At 67.2% G+C, this 17712-nt stretch carries 20 protein-coding genes and 1 tRNA gene; 6 read left to right on the top strand and 15 right to left on the bottom strand.

The window, feature by feature from the left end:
- Positions 1–35: 35 nt before the first annotated feature.
- From GDIA_RS12660 to GDIA_RS12635, 6 genes are all read right to left on the bottom strand, one after another.
- Positions 36–1793, bottom strand: coding sequence for a DUF885 domain-containing protein (locus GDIA_RS12660; protein WP_231854216.1), 1758 nt, complete (start codon positions 1791–1793; stop codon positions 36–38).
- A 211-nt stretch (positions 1794–2004) separates the two neighbouring features.
- Entirely contained in the window at positions 2005–3069 is a 1065-nt protein-coding gene (locus GDIA_RS12655; RefSeq protein WP_012554382.1) for an MFS transporter, read from the bottom strand.
- Between the two features lie 45 nt (positions 3070–3114).
- Positions 3115–3372, bottom strand: coding sequence for a hypothetical protein (locus GDIA_RS12650; RefSeq protein ID WP_012223921.1), 258 nt, complete (start codon positions 3370–3372; stop codon positions 3115–3117).
- Between the two features lie 85 nt (positions 3373–3457).
- Positions 3458–4321: a hypothetical protein gene (locus GDIA_RS12645; protein ID WP_012223920.1), complete on the bottom strand. Its 864-nt coding sequence runs from the start codon at positions 4319–4321 to the stop codon at positions 3458–3460.
- A complete protein-coding gene (locus tag GDIA_RS12640) occupies positions 4318–5310 on the bottom strand; it encodes a ferritin-like domain-containing protein (RefSeq protein WP_012223919.1) in 993 nt (330 codons plus the stop codon). Before GDIA_RS12640 ends, GDIA_RS12645 begins: the two co-directional genes overlap by 4 nt.
- A gap of 109 nt (positions 5311–5419) precedes the next feature.
- On the bottom strand, positions 5420–6094 hold the full coding sequence (locus GDIA_RS12635) for an ATP-dependent Clp protease proteolytic subunit (protein WP_012223918.1): 675 nt from the start codon (positions 6092–6094) through the stop codon (positions 5420–5422).
- A 218-nt stretch (positions 6095–6312) separates the two neighbouring features.
- On the opposite strand from GDIA_RS12635, the gene GDIA_RS12630 reads away from it, so the two are divergent.
- From GDIA_RS12630 to GDIA_RS12605, 6 genes are all read left to right on the top strand, one after another.
- Positions 6313–7389, top strand: a complete 1077-nt coding sequence (locus tag GDIA_RS12630; protein ID WP_012223917.1) for an OmpA family protein — start codon at positions 6313–6315, stop codon at positions 7387–7389.
- A 187-nt stretch (positions 7390–7576) separates the two neighbouring features.
- On the top strand, positions 7577–8800 hold the full coding sequence (locus GDIA_RS12625; protein ID WP_012223916.1) for an LL-diaminopimelate aminotransferase: 1224 nt from the start codon (positions 7577–7579) through the stop codon (positions 8798–8800).
- Positions 8801–8903: 103 nt separating this feature from the next.
- A complete protein-coding gene (locus GDIA_RS12620; RefSeq protein WP_012554380.1) occupies positions 8904–10217 on the top strand; it encodes a homoserine dehydrogenase in 1314 nt (437 codons plus the stop codon).
- Positions 10218–10265: 48 nt separating this feature from the next.
- Positions 10266–11291, top strand: a complete 1026-nt coding sequence (gene glpX / locus GDIA_RS12615) for a class II fructose-bisphosphatase (RefSeq protein WP_012554379.1) — start codon at positions 10266–10268, stop codon at positions 11289–11291.
- A 38-nt stretch (positions 11292–11329) separates the two neighbouring features.
- Positions 11330–13189 carry a single-stranded-DNA-specific exonuclease RecJ gene (gene recJ, locus GDIA_RS12610; RefSeq protein WP_012554378.1) on the top strand — a complete coding sequence of 620 codons (1860 nt, stop codon included), beginning with the start codon at positions 11330–11332 and terminating at the stop codon, positions 13187–13189.
- Positions 13190–13270: 81 nt separating this feature from the next.
- Positions 13271–13346 (top strand) — tRNA-Glu (locus tag GDIA_RS12605).
- Between the two features lie 58 nt (positions 13347–13404).
- Here the strand turns inward: GDIA_RS12605 and GDIA_RS12600 are convergent.
- The 9 genes from GDIA_RS12600 to GDIA_RS12570 all read right to left on the bottom strand — a co-directional run bounded on the left by GDIA_RS12600 (position 13405) and on the right by GDIA_RS12570 (position 17636).
- Complete coding sequence (locus tag GDIA_RS12600; RefSeq protein ID WP_049762927.1) at positions 13405–14226, bottom strand: tyrosine-type recombinase/integrase; 822 nt, start codon at positions 14224–14226, stop codon at positions 13405–13407.
- A gap of 89 nt (positions 14227–14315) precedes the next feature.
- A complete protein-coding gene (locus tag GDIA_RS19935; RefSeq protein WP_390614214.1) occupies positions 14316–14600 on the bottom strand; it encodes a helix-turn-helix domain-containing protein in 285 nt (94 codons plus the stop codon).
- A gap of 20 nt (positions 14601–14620) precedes the next feature.
- The gene (locus GDIA_RS12595) at positions 14621–15037 is read right to left on the bottom strand and encodes a hypothetical protein (RefSeq protein WP_012554376.1); all 417 of its coding nucleotides are present in this window, start codon (positions 15035–15037) and stop codon (positions 14621–14623) included.
- A complete protein-coding gene (locus GDIA_RS12590; RefSeq protein ID WP_043458957.1) occupies positions 15027–15275 on the bottom strand; it encodes a hypothetical protein in 249 nt (82 codons plus the stop codon). Before GDIA_RS12590 ends, GDIA_RS12595 begins: the two co-directional genes overlap by 11 nt.
- Complete coding sequence (locus GDIA_RS12585; protein ID WP_012554375.1) at positions 15268–15459, bottom strand: hypothetical protein; 192 nt, start codon at positions 15457–15459, stop codon at positions 15268–15270. Before GDIA_RS12585 ends, GDIA_RS12590 begins: the two co-directional genes overlap by 8 nt.
- A 203-nt stretch (positions 15460–15662) precedes the next feature.
- Positions 15663–16184, bottom strand: a complete 522-nt coding sequence (locus GDIA_RS12580; protein WP_012554374.1) for a hypothetical protein — start codon at positions 16182–16184, stop codon at positions 15663–15665.
- Positions 16181–16378: a hypothetical protein gene (locus GDIA_RS19245; RefSeq protein WP_012554373.1), complete on the bottom strand. Its 198-nt coding sequence runs from the start codon at positions 16376–16378 to the stop codon at positions 16181–16183. Before GDIA_RS19245 ends, GDIA_RS12580 begins: the two co-directional genes overlap by 4 nt.
- Positions 16375–16878 carry a hypothetical protein gene (locus tag GDIA_RS12575; RefSeq protein WP_012554372.1) on the bottom strand — a complete coding sequence of 168 codons (504 nt, stop codon included), beginning with the start codon at positions 16876–16878 and terminating at the stop codon, positions 16375–16377. The genes GDIA_RS19245 and GDIA_RS12575 overlap by 4 nt, the downstream gene beginning before the upstream one ends.
- Positions 16875–17636, bottom strand: a complete 762-nt coding sequence (locus tag GDIA_RS12570) for a DUF5131 family protein (protein ID WP_244410096.1) — start codon at positions 17634–17636, stop codon at positions 16875–16877. The genes GDIA_RS12575 and GDIA_RS12570 overlap by 4 nt, the downstream gene beginning before the upstream one ends.
- Between the last annotated feature and the right edge of the window lie 76 nt (positions 17637–17712).

Raw genomic sequence — 17712 nt, 5'->3', positions numbered from 1 at the left:
ATGGGCTGCCGGCGGTCTTTCGGCGTTTTCGCCAATCATGACGGCTTCAGGGCGGCGCGTTGGGCCGCGATCCATTGCGTAACTCGCTGGTCCAGCATGTCCAGCGGCAGTGCGCCGCCGCCCAGGATTTCGTCGTGGAAGGCGCGGATATCGAATTTGGGGCCCAGCGCTTTCTGCGCCCTGGCGCGAAGATCCAGGATTTCGAGTTGGCCCAGCTTGTAGCCCAGCGCCTGGCCTGGCCAGGCGATGTAGCGGTCGGTTTCGGCCTGCATGCCGGGTTCGCTTTCCGATGGATGGGCGCGGAAGAACGCGATCATCTGCGGGCGCGTCCAGTGCAGATAGTGCACGCCGGTATCCAGAACCAGCCGGTCGGCGCGCAGCAGTTCGCCGTTCAGCCAGCCATATTCGTTATAGGCGTCCTTGTAGAACCCGTAATCCTTCGCCAGCCGTTCCGCGTACAGCGCCCATCCCTCGACATAGGAATTATAGCTGCCCTGCTGGCGGAAAGGCGGCAGGGGCAGGGTCTGGGCCAGGGCGATCTGCAGATGGTGGCCGGGAATGCCCTCGTGATAGGCGGTGTCCTCGATCGTGTACAGGTCGCGATGCGCGAAATCCCCGGTATTGACGAACACGATGCCGGGGCGCGACCCGTCGGGCGTACCCTGGTGGTATTCGGCGTCCGGCGCCTCGGCCTCGCGGTAGGTTTCGACCGCCTGCACCTTCACGTCCGCCTTGGGCAGCGTGCCGAACAGCCTGGGCAGTTCGGGCCGCATTCCGGCGATATAGGTGCGGTAGCGGTCCAGGATTTCCTCGCGCGAGGTCGCGAACAGCTTATGGTCGGTCTGGACCGACGCCCGTAGCGCCGCGAGGTCCGCGAAGCCCAGCCGGTGCGCGACATCGGTCATCTGCTTTTCGATCCGCGCGACTTCGGCCAGGCCCAGGGCGTGGATCGCGGCGGGGGTCATGGTGCTGGTGGTCTGCTGGCGGATGGCGAAGCGATAGCGCGCGGTCCCGTCGGGCAGCGCCCAGATCCCGTCCTGCGCCCGGCCGTGCGGCGCGTAGTCCTTTTCGACGAAATCGGCCGTCTTCTCGAACGCCGGGCGGACCTCGCGATCGACGGCGGCGATGATCTGCGCCCGCAGCGCCGCCTGCTGGTCCGCCGGAATCGTCGCCGGAAAATGCAGGGCCGGCTGTCCGAACACATTGTCCGTCCCGGCCGGGGACGCGATGCCGCGCAATTGCGGAATCGCCTTTTCCAGCAGGAAGCGCGGCGGCATCAGATGGTCCGCCATGCCGGCCCGCGCGCTGTCGACCACCGCCTGCAGGACCGCCGGAATGGCGTGCAGGCGGGCGATGTAATCCTGATAGTGTCTGACGGAATCGAACGGAATGCTGGACACGAAACCAGCCAGTTGCAACGGCACCCCATTGATCTGGTCGATCGGCATTTCATAAATCTTCAGCCGGATCGCCTCCCGGTCGATCGCCAGTTGCTGGAGCATCATCTGGCGGCTGAGGCGGTTCTGTTCCGACAATCCCGCCGTTCCGAAGGCCGTGAACCGCGTCTGGAAGTCCTTCAGCGCGCGGTCCTGAACCGCGACATGGGCCAGCGACATGTCGGACCAGCGATCATTATAGCGGTCGTCCCCGATGGTCGTCGCCAGTTCCGGGCTCTCGCGCAACTGCCATTCCCATTGCTGCGCCAGCAGGGCCTGAAAGGACGCGTTCCGGTCTTCGGCCGCGTGCGCCAGGCCGGGAAAGAGGGCGATCGAGGCCAGGAGGAGTCTTTTCAAGAACGTGCCCTTTCGGTTGACAGACCGCAGGATCGTGCCGAAGGGGGAACGTGTTGGCAAGAAGGGGTGCCCTGGTGGGGGTTGTTTGTTCTTTTTTGAAAAAAAGAACCAAAAAACTTTTGGTCTGTTCAGGGGTTTTGTGCCGGGTGCATACCGGGACCCGGAACGAATCAAAGTCTTTTTGCTTCTTTTTCTTCAGAAAAAGAAGGCTTCACCGCGCAATCCTCCGACACGCGGCAGCGCCGAGGCCGATGGCAAGGAACGTCACGGCAATGAACCCGAACATCCAGCCGATTCCGCGATGCAGCAGCGGGCCGCCGATCATGGGACCGGCGATGGTTCCCAGTCCGAACAGCAGCAGCATTTCGCTGGCCACCTGTTCCGACGGCCGGTGGGGCGCCTGCAGGGTGGTGATGCCGACGCACAGAGTGTACAGCGGATATTGCGCGAAGCCGAACGCCCCCAGCAGCAGGATCAGCCCGGCGCGGGGCCATTGCGGCGCAAGAACCAGCGGCATACACACGGCGACGCCCAGCAGGGCCACCCCGGTCAGCAGCCAGCGCCGGCCGATCCGTGCGGTCAGGAAGCTGACCGGCGTATTGGCCACGGCACCGCCCAGCGTGTTCGCGGCCAGCATCAGCGTCGTCCCGTGCATGCCCAGTCCCGCCACCATGCCGAATACGGGGCCGAGCCCGCCCAGCACGCCGGTGATCGTCCCGGCGCCCAGGCAGCCGAACGCGCCCAGCGGCGAGAGCGCGATCACGCGCCCGATTTCCGCATGGAACGCCAACGGCGCCGGCGGCAGCGCCGCGCGCTCGAGGAACACCGGGACGATCGACGCCAGCACGGCCGCGCTGGTCAGCACGAAGGGGGCCTCGCCCAGCGGATCGAGCAGGTTGAGGCTGAGGGTGCCGGCCAGCGACGCCACCAGCACCACGGCCAGGTAACTGGCAAACGCGGCATTCGCGCCCGTTCGCGCGATCAGCCATCCCTCGACCAGGGCGGACAGGCCGCCGAAGCAGAATCCGATTACCATCCGCAGCCCGATCCAGACCGCATTGAACGGCAGGAACCACAGCAGCATGGCGGACAGGCCGGACAGGCCCGCGAGCGTGGAAAACGTGGCAAAGGGCCCCAACGCGCTGGTGACGCGCCCGACCACCCAGCAGGCCAGCACGAAGCCCAGCGACCATGACGCGGAATACAGCCCGACCACCAGGAGGAACATGGCGACCCGCAGGCGCGAAACGAGGCGCCCGTCCTGGTGACCGGTCATGGGGGTCTCCCTTCTTTTTCTGAAGAAAAAGAAGCAAAAAGACTTTTATTCGTTCACGTCTTCGTATGCGCCCAGCATGAAATCCCTGAACCGGTCGAACGTTTTTCGGTTCTTCCTTTCAAAAAGGAACGCCCTTGTCCTGATCAGCGGCGGCCGGGGCTCGGCGCCGTCGCCGGTGCCATCCTCGTCTTCATCCTCGTCGTCTTCATCCTCGTCCTCTTCCTCGCCGGGCGGCGGAAAAGGGGGCGGGATATCGGGATCGGGGAAGATTCCGTCATCAGGTTTTGGATGTTGGTCGGCCATGGCACGCCCTCCCGCTGCCAGCCGAAACACCGGCGGCGTGGCAGAGTTCCAGCCCCATCCGCGAATGGTCTGTCGCGTGAAGGTTCTACCGTGCGGAGGTGCGCAGATGCGGGCGCCTGCGGTCCCACAGGCGCATGCCGCGCAGGGCTAGGTCGGCCATGGCGGGCAGCAGGCGGGGCTGCATCAGGTCCGGGTCGAATTCCTTCATCCGTCGCGCGTTTTCGCGATAGCAATCCTCGACGAACTGCCGGAACGAGAAATCGTCCACGAAGACGTTGGCCTGCGTCACCGCGAAATCGCGGCCGTCATTGGGCTGCTGCCCGCGCCGCACCATGGCCAGCAGCCGCCCCAGCGCGCGGCCGTAGAAGCGCGTGGATTTCAGCGCGCGGCGCACCGGGCCCAGCCCGCGCCGCCGCTCGCGCCACGCCATGTAATTGATGAAGAAGACGATGTGCCGCGTTTCCTCGAACATCAGCACGTCGAAGATCTCGAACAGCTTTTCCGGCAGGAACTGCGACTGGCGCGCGTTTTTGAAGGCGCCGAATCCCAGGAACGCGTCCAGGCATTCGCCAAAGCCGAAATCGATGAACGCGGTTTCCAGGTCGGCGGGAAACGTCTCGATCGGCTGTTCGGTCGCGTCGATGCCGTAGCGGTCGATCATCGTGCGGATCAGCGCCGCGTGGCGCGCTTCCTCCAGCCCCTGCAGGGCCACGGCCTCGCGCACCACGGGGTCGTCGATCTGCGGGGTGAAGGCATCCACGATCGCCCCCGCCCGGCGTTCGGTGTGGTACACCTCCTGCCAGAAGGGGATGGTGCGCAGGCGCGCCAGTTCCTCGTCCGTCAGGTCGGGCCACGGCAGGGTTTCGGGGTCGAAAACCTGATGGGTGGCGACGAACTGACGGCAGAACAGGTCCTTATGGGCTTCCGACCCCGCTTCGACGTGGCTCAAGCAGCGTGCCCGACCTGCGCGTTGCGGGAGGCCTTGGGCAGCACGAAGCGGATGAACCGCGCAATGTTCGGCGCCAGCTTCGGCCGCGCCAGGCGCGGGTCGTAGCCGGCCAGTCGGCGCTCGTTCTCTTCCAGGCACACGCCCATCAGGTCGCGCAGGCTGATATCGATGCTGGAAACGTCCTTGACGCCGGTCACGGCGAAGTTGTTGTCCTGTTCATGCACGTTGCCGTCACCGTCCATGGTGCGCACCAGGTCCAGCCGTTCGTAGACCAGGAACGCCCAGACCGCCAGCACGCGCAGTTCGAACCACGGGCGCTTCCACAGCGGCAGCGTCGCGCGATGGTAGGTCAGCCAGTTGGCGAACAGGATGATATGGCGGGCTTCCTCCTGCATCACCGGCTCGAACGTCTCGACCAGTTCGGGGGGGAAGAAGCCGGACTTCCGCGCCAGCGCGAACAGGCCGAACGCGAAGAAGCTGTCGACGCATTCCGAAAAACCCGTGACCATATAGGCCCATTCCACGTCGGTCGGCTCGACGTAGGGGGGTTCCGGCGCCATCTTGATGTCGTAGGCCTCGACCAGCTTTGACAGGACTTCCTTGTGCCGGTTCTCCTCCCACGCATTCAGGGACATCGCGTCCTTAATGTCCGGGTCGCTGAGCATGTTCGCATAGGCCGCCATGCGCAGGCGGGCCTTGCCTTCGGTCTGCACCGCGATGTCCCAGATCGGCAGCGAGGTCACGCGCTTCAGCGTCTCGGGGTCCAGCTTGGGCCACGCGATGACCGAGGGCTTGTACGGATTGAACGTCTCGCGGAACATCTGCGCGACCGCGCGCTTGTGCTCGGCGGTGCCGGCCTTCAGCGGGCCGGGCACGGGGCTGGACCAGTGACGGGCCTTGAAATCGGCCTCGGCCACGCTGCCGGCATCGGCCTTTACGGGGTCGAGCGCCCGGGGATGGGAGGAATAGATATCGGCAAGAGAATTCATTGTTCACAGGCTCGCTTACAGGAACGACGCCGGCGGCCGCGCGGCCGGACCGGCATACCTGGCGGGCGCCCCCGTGCCGCGCGATGGCGGCACGGGCAGGCCCCGTCGATCAGTGGATATCGGAAAGAGTGTTGATGACCCGGGTGACCAGGCCGTAGGCGATCGCTTCGTCGGCCGACATCCAGTAATTGCGGTCGGTGTCGCGGCACACCTTCTCGTACGACTGGCCGGTTTCACGCGCGAACAGGCGGTTCAGGCGTTCGCGCATCTTCACGATCTCCCGCGCCTCGATATCGATATCGGTGGCGGGTCCGCGCACGCCGCCCATCGGCTGGTGCAGCAGGAAGCGCGTGTTCGGCAGGCAGAAGCGGCGCTGCGCGTTGCCGGCGGCGAAGATCAGCGCCCCGGCCGAGGCCACCCAGCCGGTGCCGATGACGTTCACCGGCGCCACCGAGTCGACGAAGCGGATCATGTCGTGGATCGTGTCGCCGCTTTCGACATGGCCGCCGGGCGAGTTGATATAGACGTCGATCGGGTGGTCGGACGCGCCGGCCAGCGCCAGCAGGCGGCCCGTGACGTCACGCGCCAGCTTGTCGTTGATCGCCCCGAAGACCAGAACCTTGCGCTGGTCGAACAGCCGGCTTTCCAGTTCGTTGATCGGCGAGGACAGGGTCTTGTTGTCGCCGGGTTCCTTGGGTTCCGGGCCCTGGGGCTCGGGGATGTCGGGGCCATCCGGGTCCTCGTCATCCATGCGGATCCGGTTTTTCGGCTGCATGCCGCTCATCGTGGTCTCCCTGTACCCAGGACTGGTCTACGTTATCGGTCTATCCTGCGCCGCCTTTTTGCCGGTGCCAAGACCCGTCCTGCCCGGCCGCTCTCTCGCTAAAGGCCCGCGGGCGGGCTAGTAAGGACGGACCGCCCCCGCGTCGCGCCGAAAACTGGCCGCAGGAAACTGGTCATGGAGAGAAGATAGGGATGATCGCGCCGCTGCCAAGAGACCGCATGGCTCACGCGGGCACTTCGCATGACAGCGCGCGGCCGCCCGTATGCCACGCTGTCCCGCCCCGGCGGGGGCGGGCGCCAGGGCTGGCGCTAGCCGCCCTGCTGGCGCTGGGCGGCTGCGGGCACCGCGACGCCTTCGACGCCACCCTGGACTGGTGGCACGAACACCAGGGCGGGGTCATCGCCCAGCAGCGGCCGCCGCCGCCCGGCGCGCACGAGGCCTATCCCGCCGTGGGGCTGACGCCGACCACGCCGCCGGTCCTGCCGTCGGAGGACTTGCGGGCGCACGTCACCGAAACCCTGGTCGAACAGCGCAACCTGGCCCACCGCGAAGGGGCCGAGATCGGGCCGCTGACCCTGCCGGCGCCCCCCGCGACCGGCGCCCCGCCGCAGGCCGCCGCGCCTGCCAGGCCCGCCGCGCCCGCCCCGGCGGACGGCGGCGCGTCGTCGGCCGTCCTGGTCGCCGCCGACGCCCCCCCGCCCCCGCCGGCAGCGTCCCCCGCCCCGGCCCGCGCCGCCAATGAGACCGCCACCGGAACCCCCGCCGCCCCCCCCACCGGGGCCACGTCCGGAACGGCGGACGGAACCGCGTCCGGCGAGGCCCTGGTGGCGATGCCCGAGGTCGGGGCGGATGTCGGCGGTGTCGGCGGCAAGCCGCCCCCTGCCCCGGTCCCCATTCCCGAGATTCCGGCCCAGCCCCCCATGCCGCCCAGCTTCCCGGGCTTCGTCGTGCCGGCCGACAACGCGCTGGCCACGCCCCCGCGCCCCGATTACGCGCTGTCCGACCCCGAGGGCACGCGCATCCGCTTCCCCATCGGGACCGACCAGCCGCTGCAGGGGCAGGCCGGAACGATCGCCAGCCTGGCGCGGCAGGCGCCCAACGGGCCGTTCTTCGTCCATGGCTATGGCGAGGCGCCCTCGACCGACGCGGCCGCGCAGGCCCGGGCCATGACCCTGGCCCTGCTGCGGGCCAGGGCGGTGGCCGAGCTGCTGGCGGCGGACGGCGTCCCGGCCAGGGCCATCCACCTGCGCGGCCACCCGTTCGGCGACGGCGTGCGGATCAGCAGGGCCAGATAGAGCGGCCGGATAGAGCGGATCGTGATGGACCGGAGTCCGGTCGCGCGCTCCGGCGCGGTTGCCTGCCGGGCGAGGCCGTCGTTATATCTGAACGGCGGGGAATTTACCCCGCCGGCCGCGACACGGCCGTCCTGAACCTGGTCCGCGGGCGGCACGCCCCCGGACGGATAGTCCCAACGAGCAACCCATGACCGAAGAATTCCACCGCATCCGCCGCCTGCCGCCCTATGTGTTCGCCGAGGTCAACAAGGCCAAGGCCGCGGCGCGAGCCCGGGGCGAGGACATCATCGATCTGGGCATGGGCAATCCCGACACCCCCACGCCGCCGCACATCGTGCAGAAGCTGGTCGAGACGGTGGCTGATCCCCGGTCGCACCGCTATTCCGTCAGTCGCGGCATCCCCGGCCTGCGCCGGGCGCTGGCCGGCTATTACGCCCGCCGCTTCGACGTGAAGCTGGACCCGGAAACAGAGGTGATCGCCACCCTGGGGTCCAAGGAAGGGCTGGCCAACCTGTCGGCCGCGATCACCAGCCCGGGCGACACCATCCTGGTGCCCAACCCGTCCTATCCGATCCACCAGTTCGGCTTCATCATCGCCGGCGCGTCCGTACGCTCGATCCCCGCCACGCCGGACGAGGAGATGCTGCGCGCGCTGGACCGCGCGGTGCGCCATTCGGTGCCCAAGCCCACGGCGCTGATCGTCAATTTCCCGTCCAATCCCACGGCCTATGTCGCGGACCTGGATTTCTATCGCGAACTGGTGGATTTCGCCCGCCGGCACGAGATCTGGATCATGTCCGACCTCGCCTATGCCGAGATCTATTTCGGCGACAAGGTGCCGCCCTCGATCCTGCAGGTGCCGGGGGCGAAAGACATCGCCGTGGAATTCACCTCACTGTCCAAGACCTATTCCATGGCGGGGTGGCGCATGGGCTTCGCGGCGGGCAATCCGCGCCTGATCACGGCGCTGACGCGCATCAAGTCCTATCTGGATTACGGGGCCTTCACCCCGATCCAGGTCGCGGCGGTCGCGGCCCTCAGCGGCCCGCAGGACTGCGTCGAGGAGATCCGCACCCTGTATCGCGACCGGCGCGACGTGCTGATCCGCGGCCTGCACGCGGCGGGCTGGGACGTACCCTCGCCCGAGGGCTCGATGTTCGCCTGGGCCCCCGTCCCCGCCCCGTTCCGCGAGATGGGCAGCGTCGATTTCTCGAAGCTGCTGCTGAAGGAAGCCGGGGTGGCGGTGGCGCCCGGCCTGGGCTTCGGCGAGTATGGCGAGGGCTTCGTGCGGATCGGCCTGGTGGAGAACACCCAGCGCCTGCGCCAGGCCACGCGGGCGATCCGCCAGTTCATGACCCGCCACGGCGTGGCCCCGGCCCGCGCCGAGCCGGTGCCCGACGCGGCGCTTTGACCCACCCTTCCCGCCCGGGCACGGACCGGGCGGGGAAAAATCGCACCCCGCACAAGGGGGTTTGCCACGAACGACGACAGGACATCAGGTGACCGGACGGAACATGAACGCTGACGAGTTGCGGATCGGCATCGCGGGGCTGGGCACGGTGGGTGCCGGGCTGGTCAAGCTGCTGCGCGCCAACGAATCGATCGTGGCCGCGCGGGCCGGCCGGCGGGTCGTGGTGACCGCCGTGGCCGCCCGCGACCGCACCCGCGACCGGGGCATCGACCTGGGCGGCGTGACCTGGCACGACGACGCGCTGGCCCTGGCGCGGGACCCGGACGTCGATGTCGTGGTCGAGCTGATCGGCGGGGCCGAGGGCATCGCCCGCGAGCTGGTCACGGCGGCGCTGCGGGCCGGCCGCCCGGTGGTCACGGCGAACAAGGCGCTGATCGCCGTCCACGGCGCCGAACTGGCCGAGCTGGCCGAACTGTCCGGCGTGCCCCTGATGTTCGAGGCCGCGGTGGCCGGCGGCATCCCCGCGATCAAGGCGGTGCGCGAGGGCCTGGCCGCCGACCGGCTGACGCGGGTGGGCGGCATCCTGAACGGCACCTGCAACTACATCATGACCGCGATGCGCGAGAGCGGCCGCCCCTTCGCCGACGTGCTGGCCGAGGCCCAGGCGCTGGGCTACGCCGAGGCCGATCCGTCCACCGATGTCGACGGCATCGACGCGGCGCACAAGCTGGCCATCCTGGCCGGGCTGGCGTTCGGCCGGCCGGTGGCGTTCTCCTCGGTCCATGTCGAGGGGATTCGCGGCATCGACGCGCTGGACCTCGGCTTCGCCCGGGCGCTGGGCTACCGCATCAAGCTGCTGGGCCTGGCCCGCCGGCGCGAGGACGGGATCGAGGCCCGCGTCCATCCGTGCCTGGTGCCGGAAAAGGCGCCGATCGCGCAGGTGGACGGCGTGTTCAACGCCGTGGTAGCCGAGGGCGCGTTCGTCGGCCGCCTGATGCTGGAGGGACGGGGCGCCGGCGAGGGCCCGACCGCCACCGCCGTGGCCGCCGACCTGATCGACATCGCGCGCGGCATCGCCGTGCCGGTCTGGGGCCGCAGCGCCGACGGGCTGACGCAGGTCGAGGCCCTGCCGCGCACCGCGTTCCACGAGGAATATTACCTGCGCCTGAACGTCCATGACCGCCCCGGCGTGATTGCCGACGTCACGGCCGTCCTGCGCGATCACGGCGTTTCGCTGCGCAGCATGCTGCAGCACGGACGCGCCGGCGCGGACGATACATCCGGCGAGCCCTCGGTGCCGCTGGTGCTGGTCACCCACCGCACGCGCGAATCCGCGATGATGGAGGCTCTGGCCCGGATCGCCGCCCTGCCGGCGGTGATCGGCGAACCGGCGATGATCCGCATCGAAGCCGGCTGACCCCCGCCGGCGCAAGAACCGGCGAAAAAAAGAGAGAGGAAGACAGCGATGACGTCCACACCGACTTCCGGCAAACCCAGCTCCAGCAAACCGAACGCCGGCTATCAGGTGACCGACCGCAACCTGGCCCTGGAACTGGTCCGCGTGACCGAGGCCGCGGCCATGTCGGCCTCGCACTGGACCGGCCGGGGCCTGAAGAACGAGGCCGACGGCGCCGCTGTCGAGGCGATGCGCCAGGCCTTCGACACCGTGGCGATCGACGGCACGGTGGTGATCGGCGAGGGCGAGATGGACGAGGCCCCGATGCTGTTCATCGGCGAGCGCGTTGGCTCCGGCGGCCCGGCGATGGACATCGCGGTGGACCCGCTGGAAGGCACGAACCTGTGCGCCAAGAACATGCCCAATGCCCTGACCGTGGTGGCGCTGGCCGAGGCCGGGAATTTCCTGCACGCGCCCGACATCTACATGGACAAGATCGTCGTCGGCCCCGGCCTGCCCGAGGGCGTCGTGGACCTGGACGCCAGCATTGGCGCCAACCTGCGCGAGCTGGCGCGGGCCAAGCGCAAGGATATCGGGGAACTGACGCTGTGCGCGCTGGAACGCGAACGGCATGAGGAACTGATCGCCAAGACGCGCGAGGCCGGGGCGCGGGTCATGCTGCTGAGCGACGGCGACGTGGCTGCCGCCATCGCCGCCTGCCTGCCCGACGGGCAGGTCGATATCTATGCCGGGTCGGGCGGCGCGCCCGAGGGCGTGCTGGCCGCCGCCGCCGTACGCTGCGTGCATGGCCAGATGCAGGGCCGCCTGCTGTTCGAGGATGACGAGCAGATCCAGCGCGCCCGCGCGATGGACCCGGGCCGCGACCCGTCGCGCAAGCTGGGCCTGTACGACATGGCCAAGGGCGACGTCCTGTTCTCCGCCACCGGGGTAACCAGCGGCCCGCTGCTGCGCGGCATCCGCCGCGACGGCAAGCACGTGATCACCCATTCGATCGTCATGCGCTCCAAGTCCGGGACGATCCGCTTCGTCGAGGGGCATCATGATTTCAGCACCAAGACCTGGAGCACGAACTGACATCGTGTCTGTCGGGAAAGACGCTTTCGACACCGGTCATGCCGCCCGTGGCTGACGGTCTGCTCTCGCCGGCCGTCGGTGCGGTCGGGGATGCCCTCGGGGATGCGTCCGGGACGATAGTCCTGGGCGTCGCCGCCAGCCTGGGGGGGCGGCGCTGGCTGTGGCGCGACCCGGTGCTGGCGGATGCCGGGGGGCGTGTCGGGCTGATGATCGCCCAGCAGGCCGGGGTGTCGGACATCGTCGGGCAGATGCTGGCCGCGCGCGGGCTGGACGGCCGGTCGGCGGCGACGTTCCTCGACCCGACCCTGCGGGCGCTGATGCCCGACCCCTCCGCCCTGCGCGACATGGACCCGGCCGCCGAGCGGCTGGCCGACGCCGTCCGCCGGGGCGAGACGGTCGCGGTGTTCGGCGATTACGACGTGGACGGCGCCTGTGCTGCGGCCCTGGTCACCCAACTGCTGCGCGACCTGGGCTGCCCGGTCCTGACCCATGTGCCCGACCGCATGACCGAGGGCTACGGCCCCAACGCTCCGGCGCTGGAGGCGCTGGCGGCGCGGGGGGCCACGCTGGTCGTGTGCGTCGATTGCGGCACGGCGGCGGGCGATATCCTGGCCGGGCTGGCCGGGCGGGCCGACATCATCGTGCTGGACCACCACAAGGCCGAGGGCCCGCCGCCGCCGGTCCTGGCCACCGTCAATCCCAACCGGCTGGACTGCACCTCCGGCCAGCGGGGGCTGTGCGCGGCGGGGGTGGCGTTCCTGGCGGCGGTGGCGACCGTGCGGACGCTGCGCCGCGCGGGATGGTTCGCCGCCCGGCCGGAACCCGACCTGATGGCGTTCCTGGACATCGTGGCCCTGGCCACCGTCTGCGACGTCATGCCGCTGACGGACCTGAACCGCGCGCTGGTCACGCAGGGGCTGAAGATCCTGGCCCGGCGGCAGCGCACGGGCCTGGACGCGCTGCTGGAGGTCGCGGGCGCGCGCGACCCGCTTTCGGCCTTCACCTGCGGCTTCGCGCTGGGACCGCGGATCAACGCCGGCGGCCGGATCGCAGAATCCGGACTGGGGCTGGACCTGCTGCTGTGCGACGACGCGGCCGAGGCCCGCCGCCTGGCCGAACGGCTGGATGCCGTCAACCGCCGCCGCCAGACGGTGGAAACCACCATCCTGGACCGCGCGATGGACGAGGCCGCGTCCCAGCGCGCGGCCGGGCGCGGCGTGCTGCTGCTGTCGGGGCGGGACTGGCACCCCGGCGTGGTGGGCATCGTCGCCGGGCGGATCAAGGAACGGTTCAACCGGCCGGTGCTGGTGGGGGCGGAACTGGAGGACGGCACGGTCAAGGGATCGAGCCGTTCGGTCGCGGACCTGGATCTGGGGGCCGCGATCATCGCCGCGCGCCAGGCGGGACTGCTGACGACCGGCGGCGGCCATGCGATGGCGGCGGGTTTCTCGCTGCCCCGGGAGGGGGTGCCGGCGCTGCACGATTTCCTTGAGGCCCGGCTGGCCGGCGCGACGGCGCTGCCGGATGCGACGGACGTGCTGATCGAGGGCGTGGTGCATGTGGCGGGTGCCACGACCGAACTGGCAACCGATATCGGCCGCCTGGCCCCGTTCGGCGCGGGCAATGACGAACCGATCCTGGCGATCCCGCGCGTGCGGGTGGTACGGGCCGACCGGATCGGCCGCGAGGGCAACACGCTGCGCGTGCTGGTCGAGGGCGAGGGCGGCGGCCCGCGCCTGAAGGCGCTGCTGTTCCGCGCCGACGACCACCCCGCCACCCCGATCCTGGAAGACCGCAACGCCCCCCCGCTGCACCTGGCGGGATGGCTGCGGGCGGAAAGCTGGAACGGCCGCGTCAGCGCCGGCTTCTTCATCCGCGACGCCGCGATCGCGACCTGAACGCCCGATAAAAACACCGCCCACCCCCAACAGGGCTTGACCACCCGCCCCCGGCAGGATAGGAACCCGCCCAAGCCTGCTGTCCCATTCGTCTAGAGGCCTAGGACGCCGCCCTCTCACGGCGGCAACAGGGGTTCGAATCCCCTATGGGACGCCATTGATTTTATTGGGTAATTTTAGTTATCCACAATGGCCATAGATGATCATATGACCATCTATAGTTTCAGGGCAGACCCTACCTCCCGCAGATAATCCGGATCGAATTTCCGGTAGACTCGACGCAGCGTCTTGGGATCGGTGGCAAGCCAGTCGGCCGCCTGATCAATAGGCACCTTGGCCATGGCCATCCATGACGCCACACTGTGCTTGAAGTGATGGGGCGTGGGCGTCCATGACAGACCAGCCTTCTGCGCCAACTTTTTCAATGGCCAGCGGATGCCATAGGTGATGGGACCTCCAGCCCATTCGACCACATAGTCGCATGTCCGGACCTTGTGCGCCTCGGTCAATTCTGCCCGCAGGTCATCCGTCATCGGGACGATTGCACGGCGCTTGGCCGTCAACTTCCGCCCAGGTTCCTGGAAGTCGATGCGACCCAGATCGAACATCACCCGATCCCAAGTGAGAGCGAGAATCGATCCCTTTCGCGCGCCCGTGAACATCGCCAGCGCCAGAAACGCGCGGATATGCGGCGTCTCGCAAGCGTCCAAAAGGCGGCGAGCCTCGGCCTTGGTGATGTAGCGATCGCGCGGCGCGCTGCCTCCCGGCCCCTCCAAAGTCGGCGGCTTGTCGAGCCTGTGATTACGCCAGGCGTGACGCAGCGCCGCGCGTAGAACGTTGAATTCCCGCTTCAGGGTTCCGAGCGATATCGGGACGGGCGCCCCCTCGACTGGGCGCTTGCTCCGCGCATTCGGCTTGCGAAAGCGGCTTGCTGCGTAATCGTCCCATTGGCGCTGATGGATCTGGTTGATCCGAAGATGCCCCATTCCCTCATTGATGCGAATAGCCGCCTCTTCGAGGCGGCTGAGGGCCGTCACCTTCCCAGCCCGGGCCGAAACGTAAATATCAAGCGCCTCAGATAGAAGCTGACCGTTCGGACGTGCTGACAGCGCCGCTTCGAAGTCGGCTAGAGCGCGCCGAGCGCCCTCTTCATCCGCAGTACCCGTCGAGCTTCGCTTGCGCTCTCCGCTCTCCCACCAGACGACGCACCACGTCCCTCGATAGAGTTCCAGAAATGGCCGATCTGGTCTTTTGCGGGGCATAGATACAGGTCCATATAGGCACGTAGGGCCTCGGGGGTAACACGGGTCGCGCGGGGGCGACGATAGGCCTCAAGGCGCCCTTCCCGGATCGCCTTGCGAAGCGTGTCGATATGTAGCCCTGCAATAGAGGCAGCGGCTGCAACGGTCATGTATCTGGGAAGCGTCTCGCTCATCCCTCCACCTTCGGCGATACGCAGCCTCCAAGATCGCGCCACCCGGAGAACCACTTATCGGGGAACCCGCCGTTCCCAACGGGCGCGCACATCCCCCAGCCCAGATCGAAGCCATCCTCTAAGATGCCAGGGTGGTGAACCACGATCACTTGTCCGTTCCAAGGCTTAAGGTCCGGGCGCCCCGGCTTCACGCGTGGGAACAGGTCATCGTGGATCTTCGCCAAGATCGGCGTTCTGTTCTTCGGCGCGCTCTCGATCGGCCGCCACGCGGCAGCGTCTGCGGCAGCGAGAGCAGAAGCCATGGCGCGCGTTTGATTCTCCCGCCATTCGGATGGCATCTGCTCCCATGCGGAAGCGCTGGTGTAAGCATGGTGCGCCCGCGCCGCCGCCTCGATCCTTGCATCAGTAGTCATTTGTTCCCTCCCACATCTCCGGCGGGTAAAATCCAATCCGGTCGATCTCCTGGGCCGCATGACGCAGAACGGCACACGTCCTTTCCGGTGCGCCCGATACGAACGCTTTGCGGATTGCCATGTCGTGCAGCCGAGTACGACCTGCTCCGCCTAGACGCATGGCCTGGTAAACCGGTTCGGTCAAAACGAGCATGATTGCAGCGTCAAGCTCACGAATGGTGGGTAAGGTATCAAGCATCGCTCTGCTCGCTCATTTCTTCCTGCGCGGCATCCAGGCGTATCTGCATCTGGTCCAGCATGCGCTGGACGTTCGATCCTCGCTTCGATTTCGGAAGATAGTGGAGAAGCTTCTGTAGATCCTCATGCAGACAGGAGCATATGTCGCGGTAGAAATCGCGCTGAATCTCGATATCATCACGCATTGAACGATCTTCCTTTGAATTCTTCTCCTGCGATGGTCAATCGGTATTGGAGCGACCGCCCGCCTCGAGGGCCAACCAACCATTCTTCCTCAACCAAAGACGGGTGATAGTTTCTTAGGCTCGAACACGCGGCCGAAAGACGTCCAGGTTTTTTCCACTCGCTGGTTAGGAAACTGAGCGCCCTCTGCTGCGCCATTGTCAGATTATGCATCGCCCCGCTCCTCCCGGTCCATGGCGGCGTCGATGGCGGCACGGAGGGTGTCATCTTCACTCCAGACCCCTCGCCTTGATGCGATGGCTGTTACTTTGACCGTCCCGCGCACATCGCGCTCCACAGAGCACCTCTCTTTTTTCTCTAGCCAATTCATCCGGTCCCGATCGGTCCGCCAAGCAGTCTGTGTAGAGGAAATGGCGGCCAATGCCTTGCGAAGATCGCCGACCGTCAGGGAATTCCGCACATCCTCTTCGTCTGGGTCGCCGAGCGTGAAGCCGTCCTCGTAGTCTCGCTCGAAGTCGTTGCCATCGGCGTCGAAAAAGCTGGCGGCGTTCGCGAACGGACTTAGCGCCTCCTGCAACCGCTCGTTCTCGGCGCGGAGTTCGGACGTGGCGCGGGCCTCGGCTTCGAGGATATGAATCTCAGCAGTTTCGCCGTATGCCGACCTGCGGATGTTTATATCCTTCCGCAACGCGATGATCTGCTCTTCCCGCGTTCTGTTCTGGGTCATGGGGCATCTCCCTGCTTGATGGCTTTACTCTCGCGACGCGACAGGTCCAGATTGGAAATCGGCCTGTCCGCCGCACTGTCCGCGCCCCACGACGCACCACAGCGCGTGCATCGGTGGGCGCTGACGACGCATCGCGCGCGATCACGCCAGATGATGTCCACGGGCCAGCCCATGCAGGCGCAGGGGTCGCTCATACCTTCTCTCCCGCGCTACGGATGGCGGCGGCATACGCAAGCGCGACCTGATCTCCATCAGTCCTCGGCAGCAGGAAGCGCCGGCCGCCTCTGAGGGCGGTAGCCTCGACGTTCTGCTCGATGATTTTCGCGCACGCCTCTCGCGTCTCCTGCGCGATCGTCTCCAGCCGCGCGCGCAGTTCCGCGATCTCGGCGTCACGGGCAGCGATCAGGGCTTCAGCATCGGTGCGGCGGACAAGGGCGACATTCCACATATCGACGCTGCATGGCGGTCTGGGCCATGCAATGAAACTTTTTCCGGGCTGAGCATCGCCTTCCAGCCCCCATGCGACCATCTCCAATCCGCTCTCCGGGACCGGAGTGCCGATAGCCATCAGCCTCTTGCTGAACCCATCCGTGATATCGGCATACATGGCGTCCATCCCCATGGACAAGATGTCCGCCTGCTCATCCGTCAGAGGCAGCGTCACCAGGTAGCGTGTCTGTTCTCGTTCGGTCATATCTCGCGAGCCTCCGGGTAGCTGTCATGAAGCGTGCCATCGAGCAGTCGGCCCTTGGCCTTAATCTCGGCTTGGTTTCGTCCCGACCACTGCTTGAAAAGGAACGGAACATCGACGACCGCGCATTGGTCGCGCAGGCTCCGAAACCAATCCGGATCGGTTGGCCGATGCTGCGACCCACTCTCGCCGCCGGCGATCACCCAGTGCAGACCCTCGGCGCCCCCTAGATCGACCGGGCCAAGCAGAGGCTCCATGGACAGAAAGCGGATTGCGGCTGGAATCGCGGTCAGGATGGGCACTCGGCGATCATGCTCCACCTGGTTCTCGACTGTCGTGCCCAGCCAGACGTTGGGATAGCCCGTGCCCCAATCGCTAGGAAGATATCGCGCTACGTTCTGGGGTCGCTTCGTGAGCAACAGCCAATCAAGGTACGTCGTCTGCCGGATCAACGCCCAGAGGTCGCGACGCCATCCATCATCAATACTGCGATGATTGTCGAACACGTCCGCAAGGCTGGCGCAAAAGACGCGCGGCCTTCTCGCTGCCACACCAGCCGCCTGCCGGTTCCACCGGACAGGCTGGCCCCACGTCTTGGTGCGCCGTCTGTCAGCGCCAGAACCCCAGCGGTGACCGCCGAACCGAAGGTCCCACGCCTCCGCATAGCAATGGTCGCATGCCGGGCTAATTTTGGTGCAACCAACCCACGGATTGAACGTATGGTCGGTCCACTCGATTCCGCTATTCTCTGCCATCATCATCACTCCGCAGCGATCACCGACGCCCGATCGAGGGCGGTGACGCGGTTTGTTTGGGACAACTGGGTGGATGCCTGCT

Source organism: Gluconacetobacter diazotrophicus PA1 5, from assembly GCF_000021325.1.
Lineage (GTDB): Bacteria > Pseudomonadota > Alphaproteobacteria > Acetobacterales > Acetobacteraceae > Gluconacetobacter > Gluconacetobacter diazotrophicus.
Note: the sequence above shows the minus strand (reverse complement) of the source record. Positions and strands in the feature narration are given on the sequence as shown.

Bases quoted from the DNA above. Each gene is read 5' to 3' on its own strand.
- GDIA_RS12575 (WP_012554372.1), bottom strand. From the start codon at position 16,878: ATGACCGAACGAGAACAGACACGCTACCTGGTGACGCTGCCTCTGACG.
- GDIA_RS12590 (WP_043458957.1), bottom strand. From the start codon at position 15,275: ATGCTTGATACCTTACCCACCATTCGTGAGCTTGACGCTGCAATCATG.
- GDIA_RS12640 (WP_012223919.1), bottom strand. From the start codon at position 5,310: ATGAATTCTCTTGCCGATATCTATTCCTCCCATCCCCGGGCGCTCGAC.
- GDIA_RS12630 (WP_012223917.1), top strand. From the start codon at position 6,313: ATGGCTCACGCGGGCACTTCGCATGACAGCGCGCGGCCGCCCGTATGC.
- GDIA_RS12580 (WP_012554374.1), bottom strand. From the start codon at position 16,184: ATGACCCAGAACAGAACGCGGGAAGAGCAGATCATCGCGTTGCGGAAG.
- GDIA_RS12595 (WP_012554376.1), bottom strand. From the start codon at position 15,037: ATGACTACTGATGCAAGGATCGAGGCGGCGGCGCGGGCGCACCATGCT.
- GDIA_RS12635 (WP_012223918.1), bottom strand. From the start codon at position 6,094: ATGAGCGGCATGCAGCCGAAAAACCGGATCCGCATGGATGACGAGGAC.
- GDIA_RS12620 (WP_012554380.1), top strand. From the start codon at position 8,904: ATGAACGCTGACGAGTTGCGGATCGGCATCGCGGGGCTGGGCACGGTG.
- GDIA_RS12570 (WP_244410096.1), bottom strand. From the start codon at position 17,636: ATGATGATGGCAGAGAATAGCGGAATCGAGTGGACCGACCATACGTTC.
- recJ (WP_012554378.1), top strand. From the start codon at position 11,330: ATGCCGCCCGTGGCTGACGGTCTGCTCTCGCCGGCCGTCGGTGCGGTC.
- GDIA_RS12655 (WP_012554382.1), bottom strand. From the start codon at position 3,069: ATGACCGGTCACCAGGACGGGCGCCTCGTTTCGCGCCTGCGGGTCGCC.
- glpX (WP_012554379.1), top strand. From the start codon at position 10,266: ATGACGTCCACACCGACTTCCGGCAAACCCAGCTCCAGCAAACCGAAC.
- GDIA_RS19935 (WP_390614214.1), bottom strand. From the start codon at position 14,600: ATGACCGTTGCAGCCGCTGCCTCTATTGCAGGGCTACATATCGACACG.
- GDIA_RS12650 (WP_012223921.1), bottom strand. From the start codon at position 3,372: ATGGCCGACCAACATCCAAAACCTGATGACGGAATCTTCCCCGATCCC.
- GDIA_RS12585 (WP_012554375.1), bottom strand. From the start codon at position 15,459: ATGCGTGATGATATCGAGATTCAGCGCGATTTCTACCGCGACATATGC.
- GDIA_RS12625 (WP_012223916.1), top strand. From the start codon at position 7,577: ATGACCGAAGAATTCCACCGCATCCGCCGCCTGCCGCCCTATGTGTTC.
- GDIA_RS19245 (WP_012554373.1), bottom strand. From the start codon at position 16,378: ATGAGCGACCCCTGCGCCTGCATGGGCTGGCCCGTGGACATCATCTGG.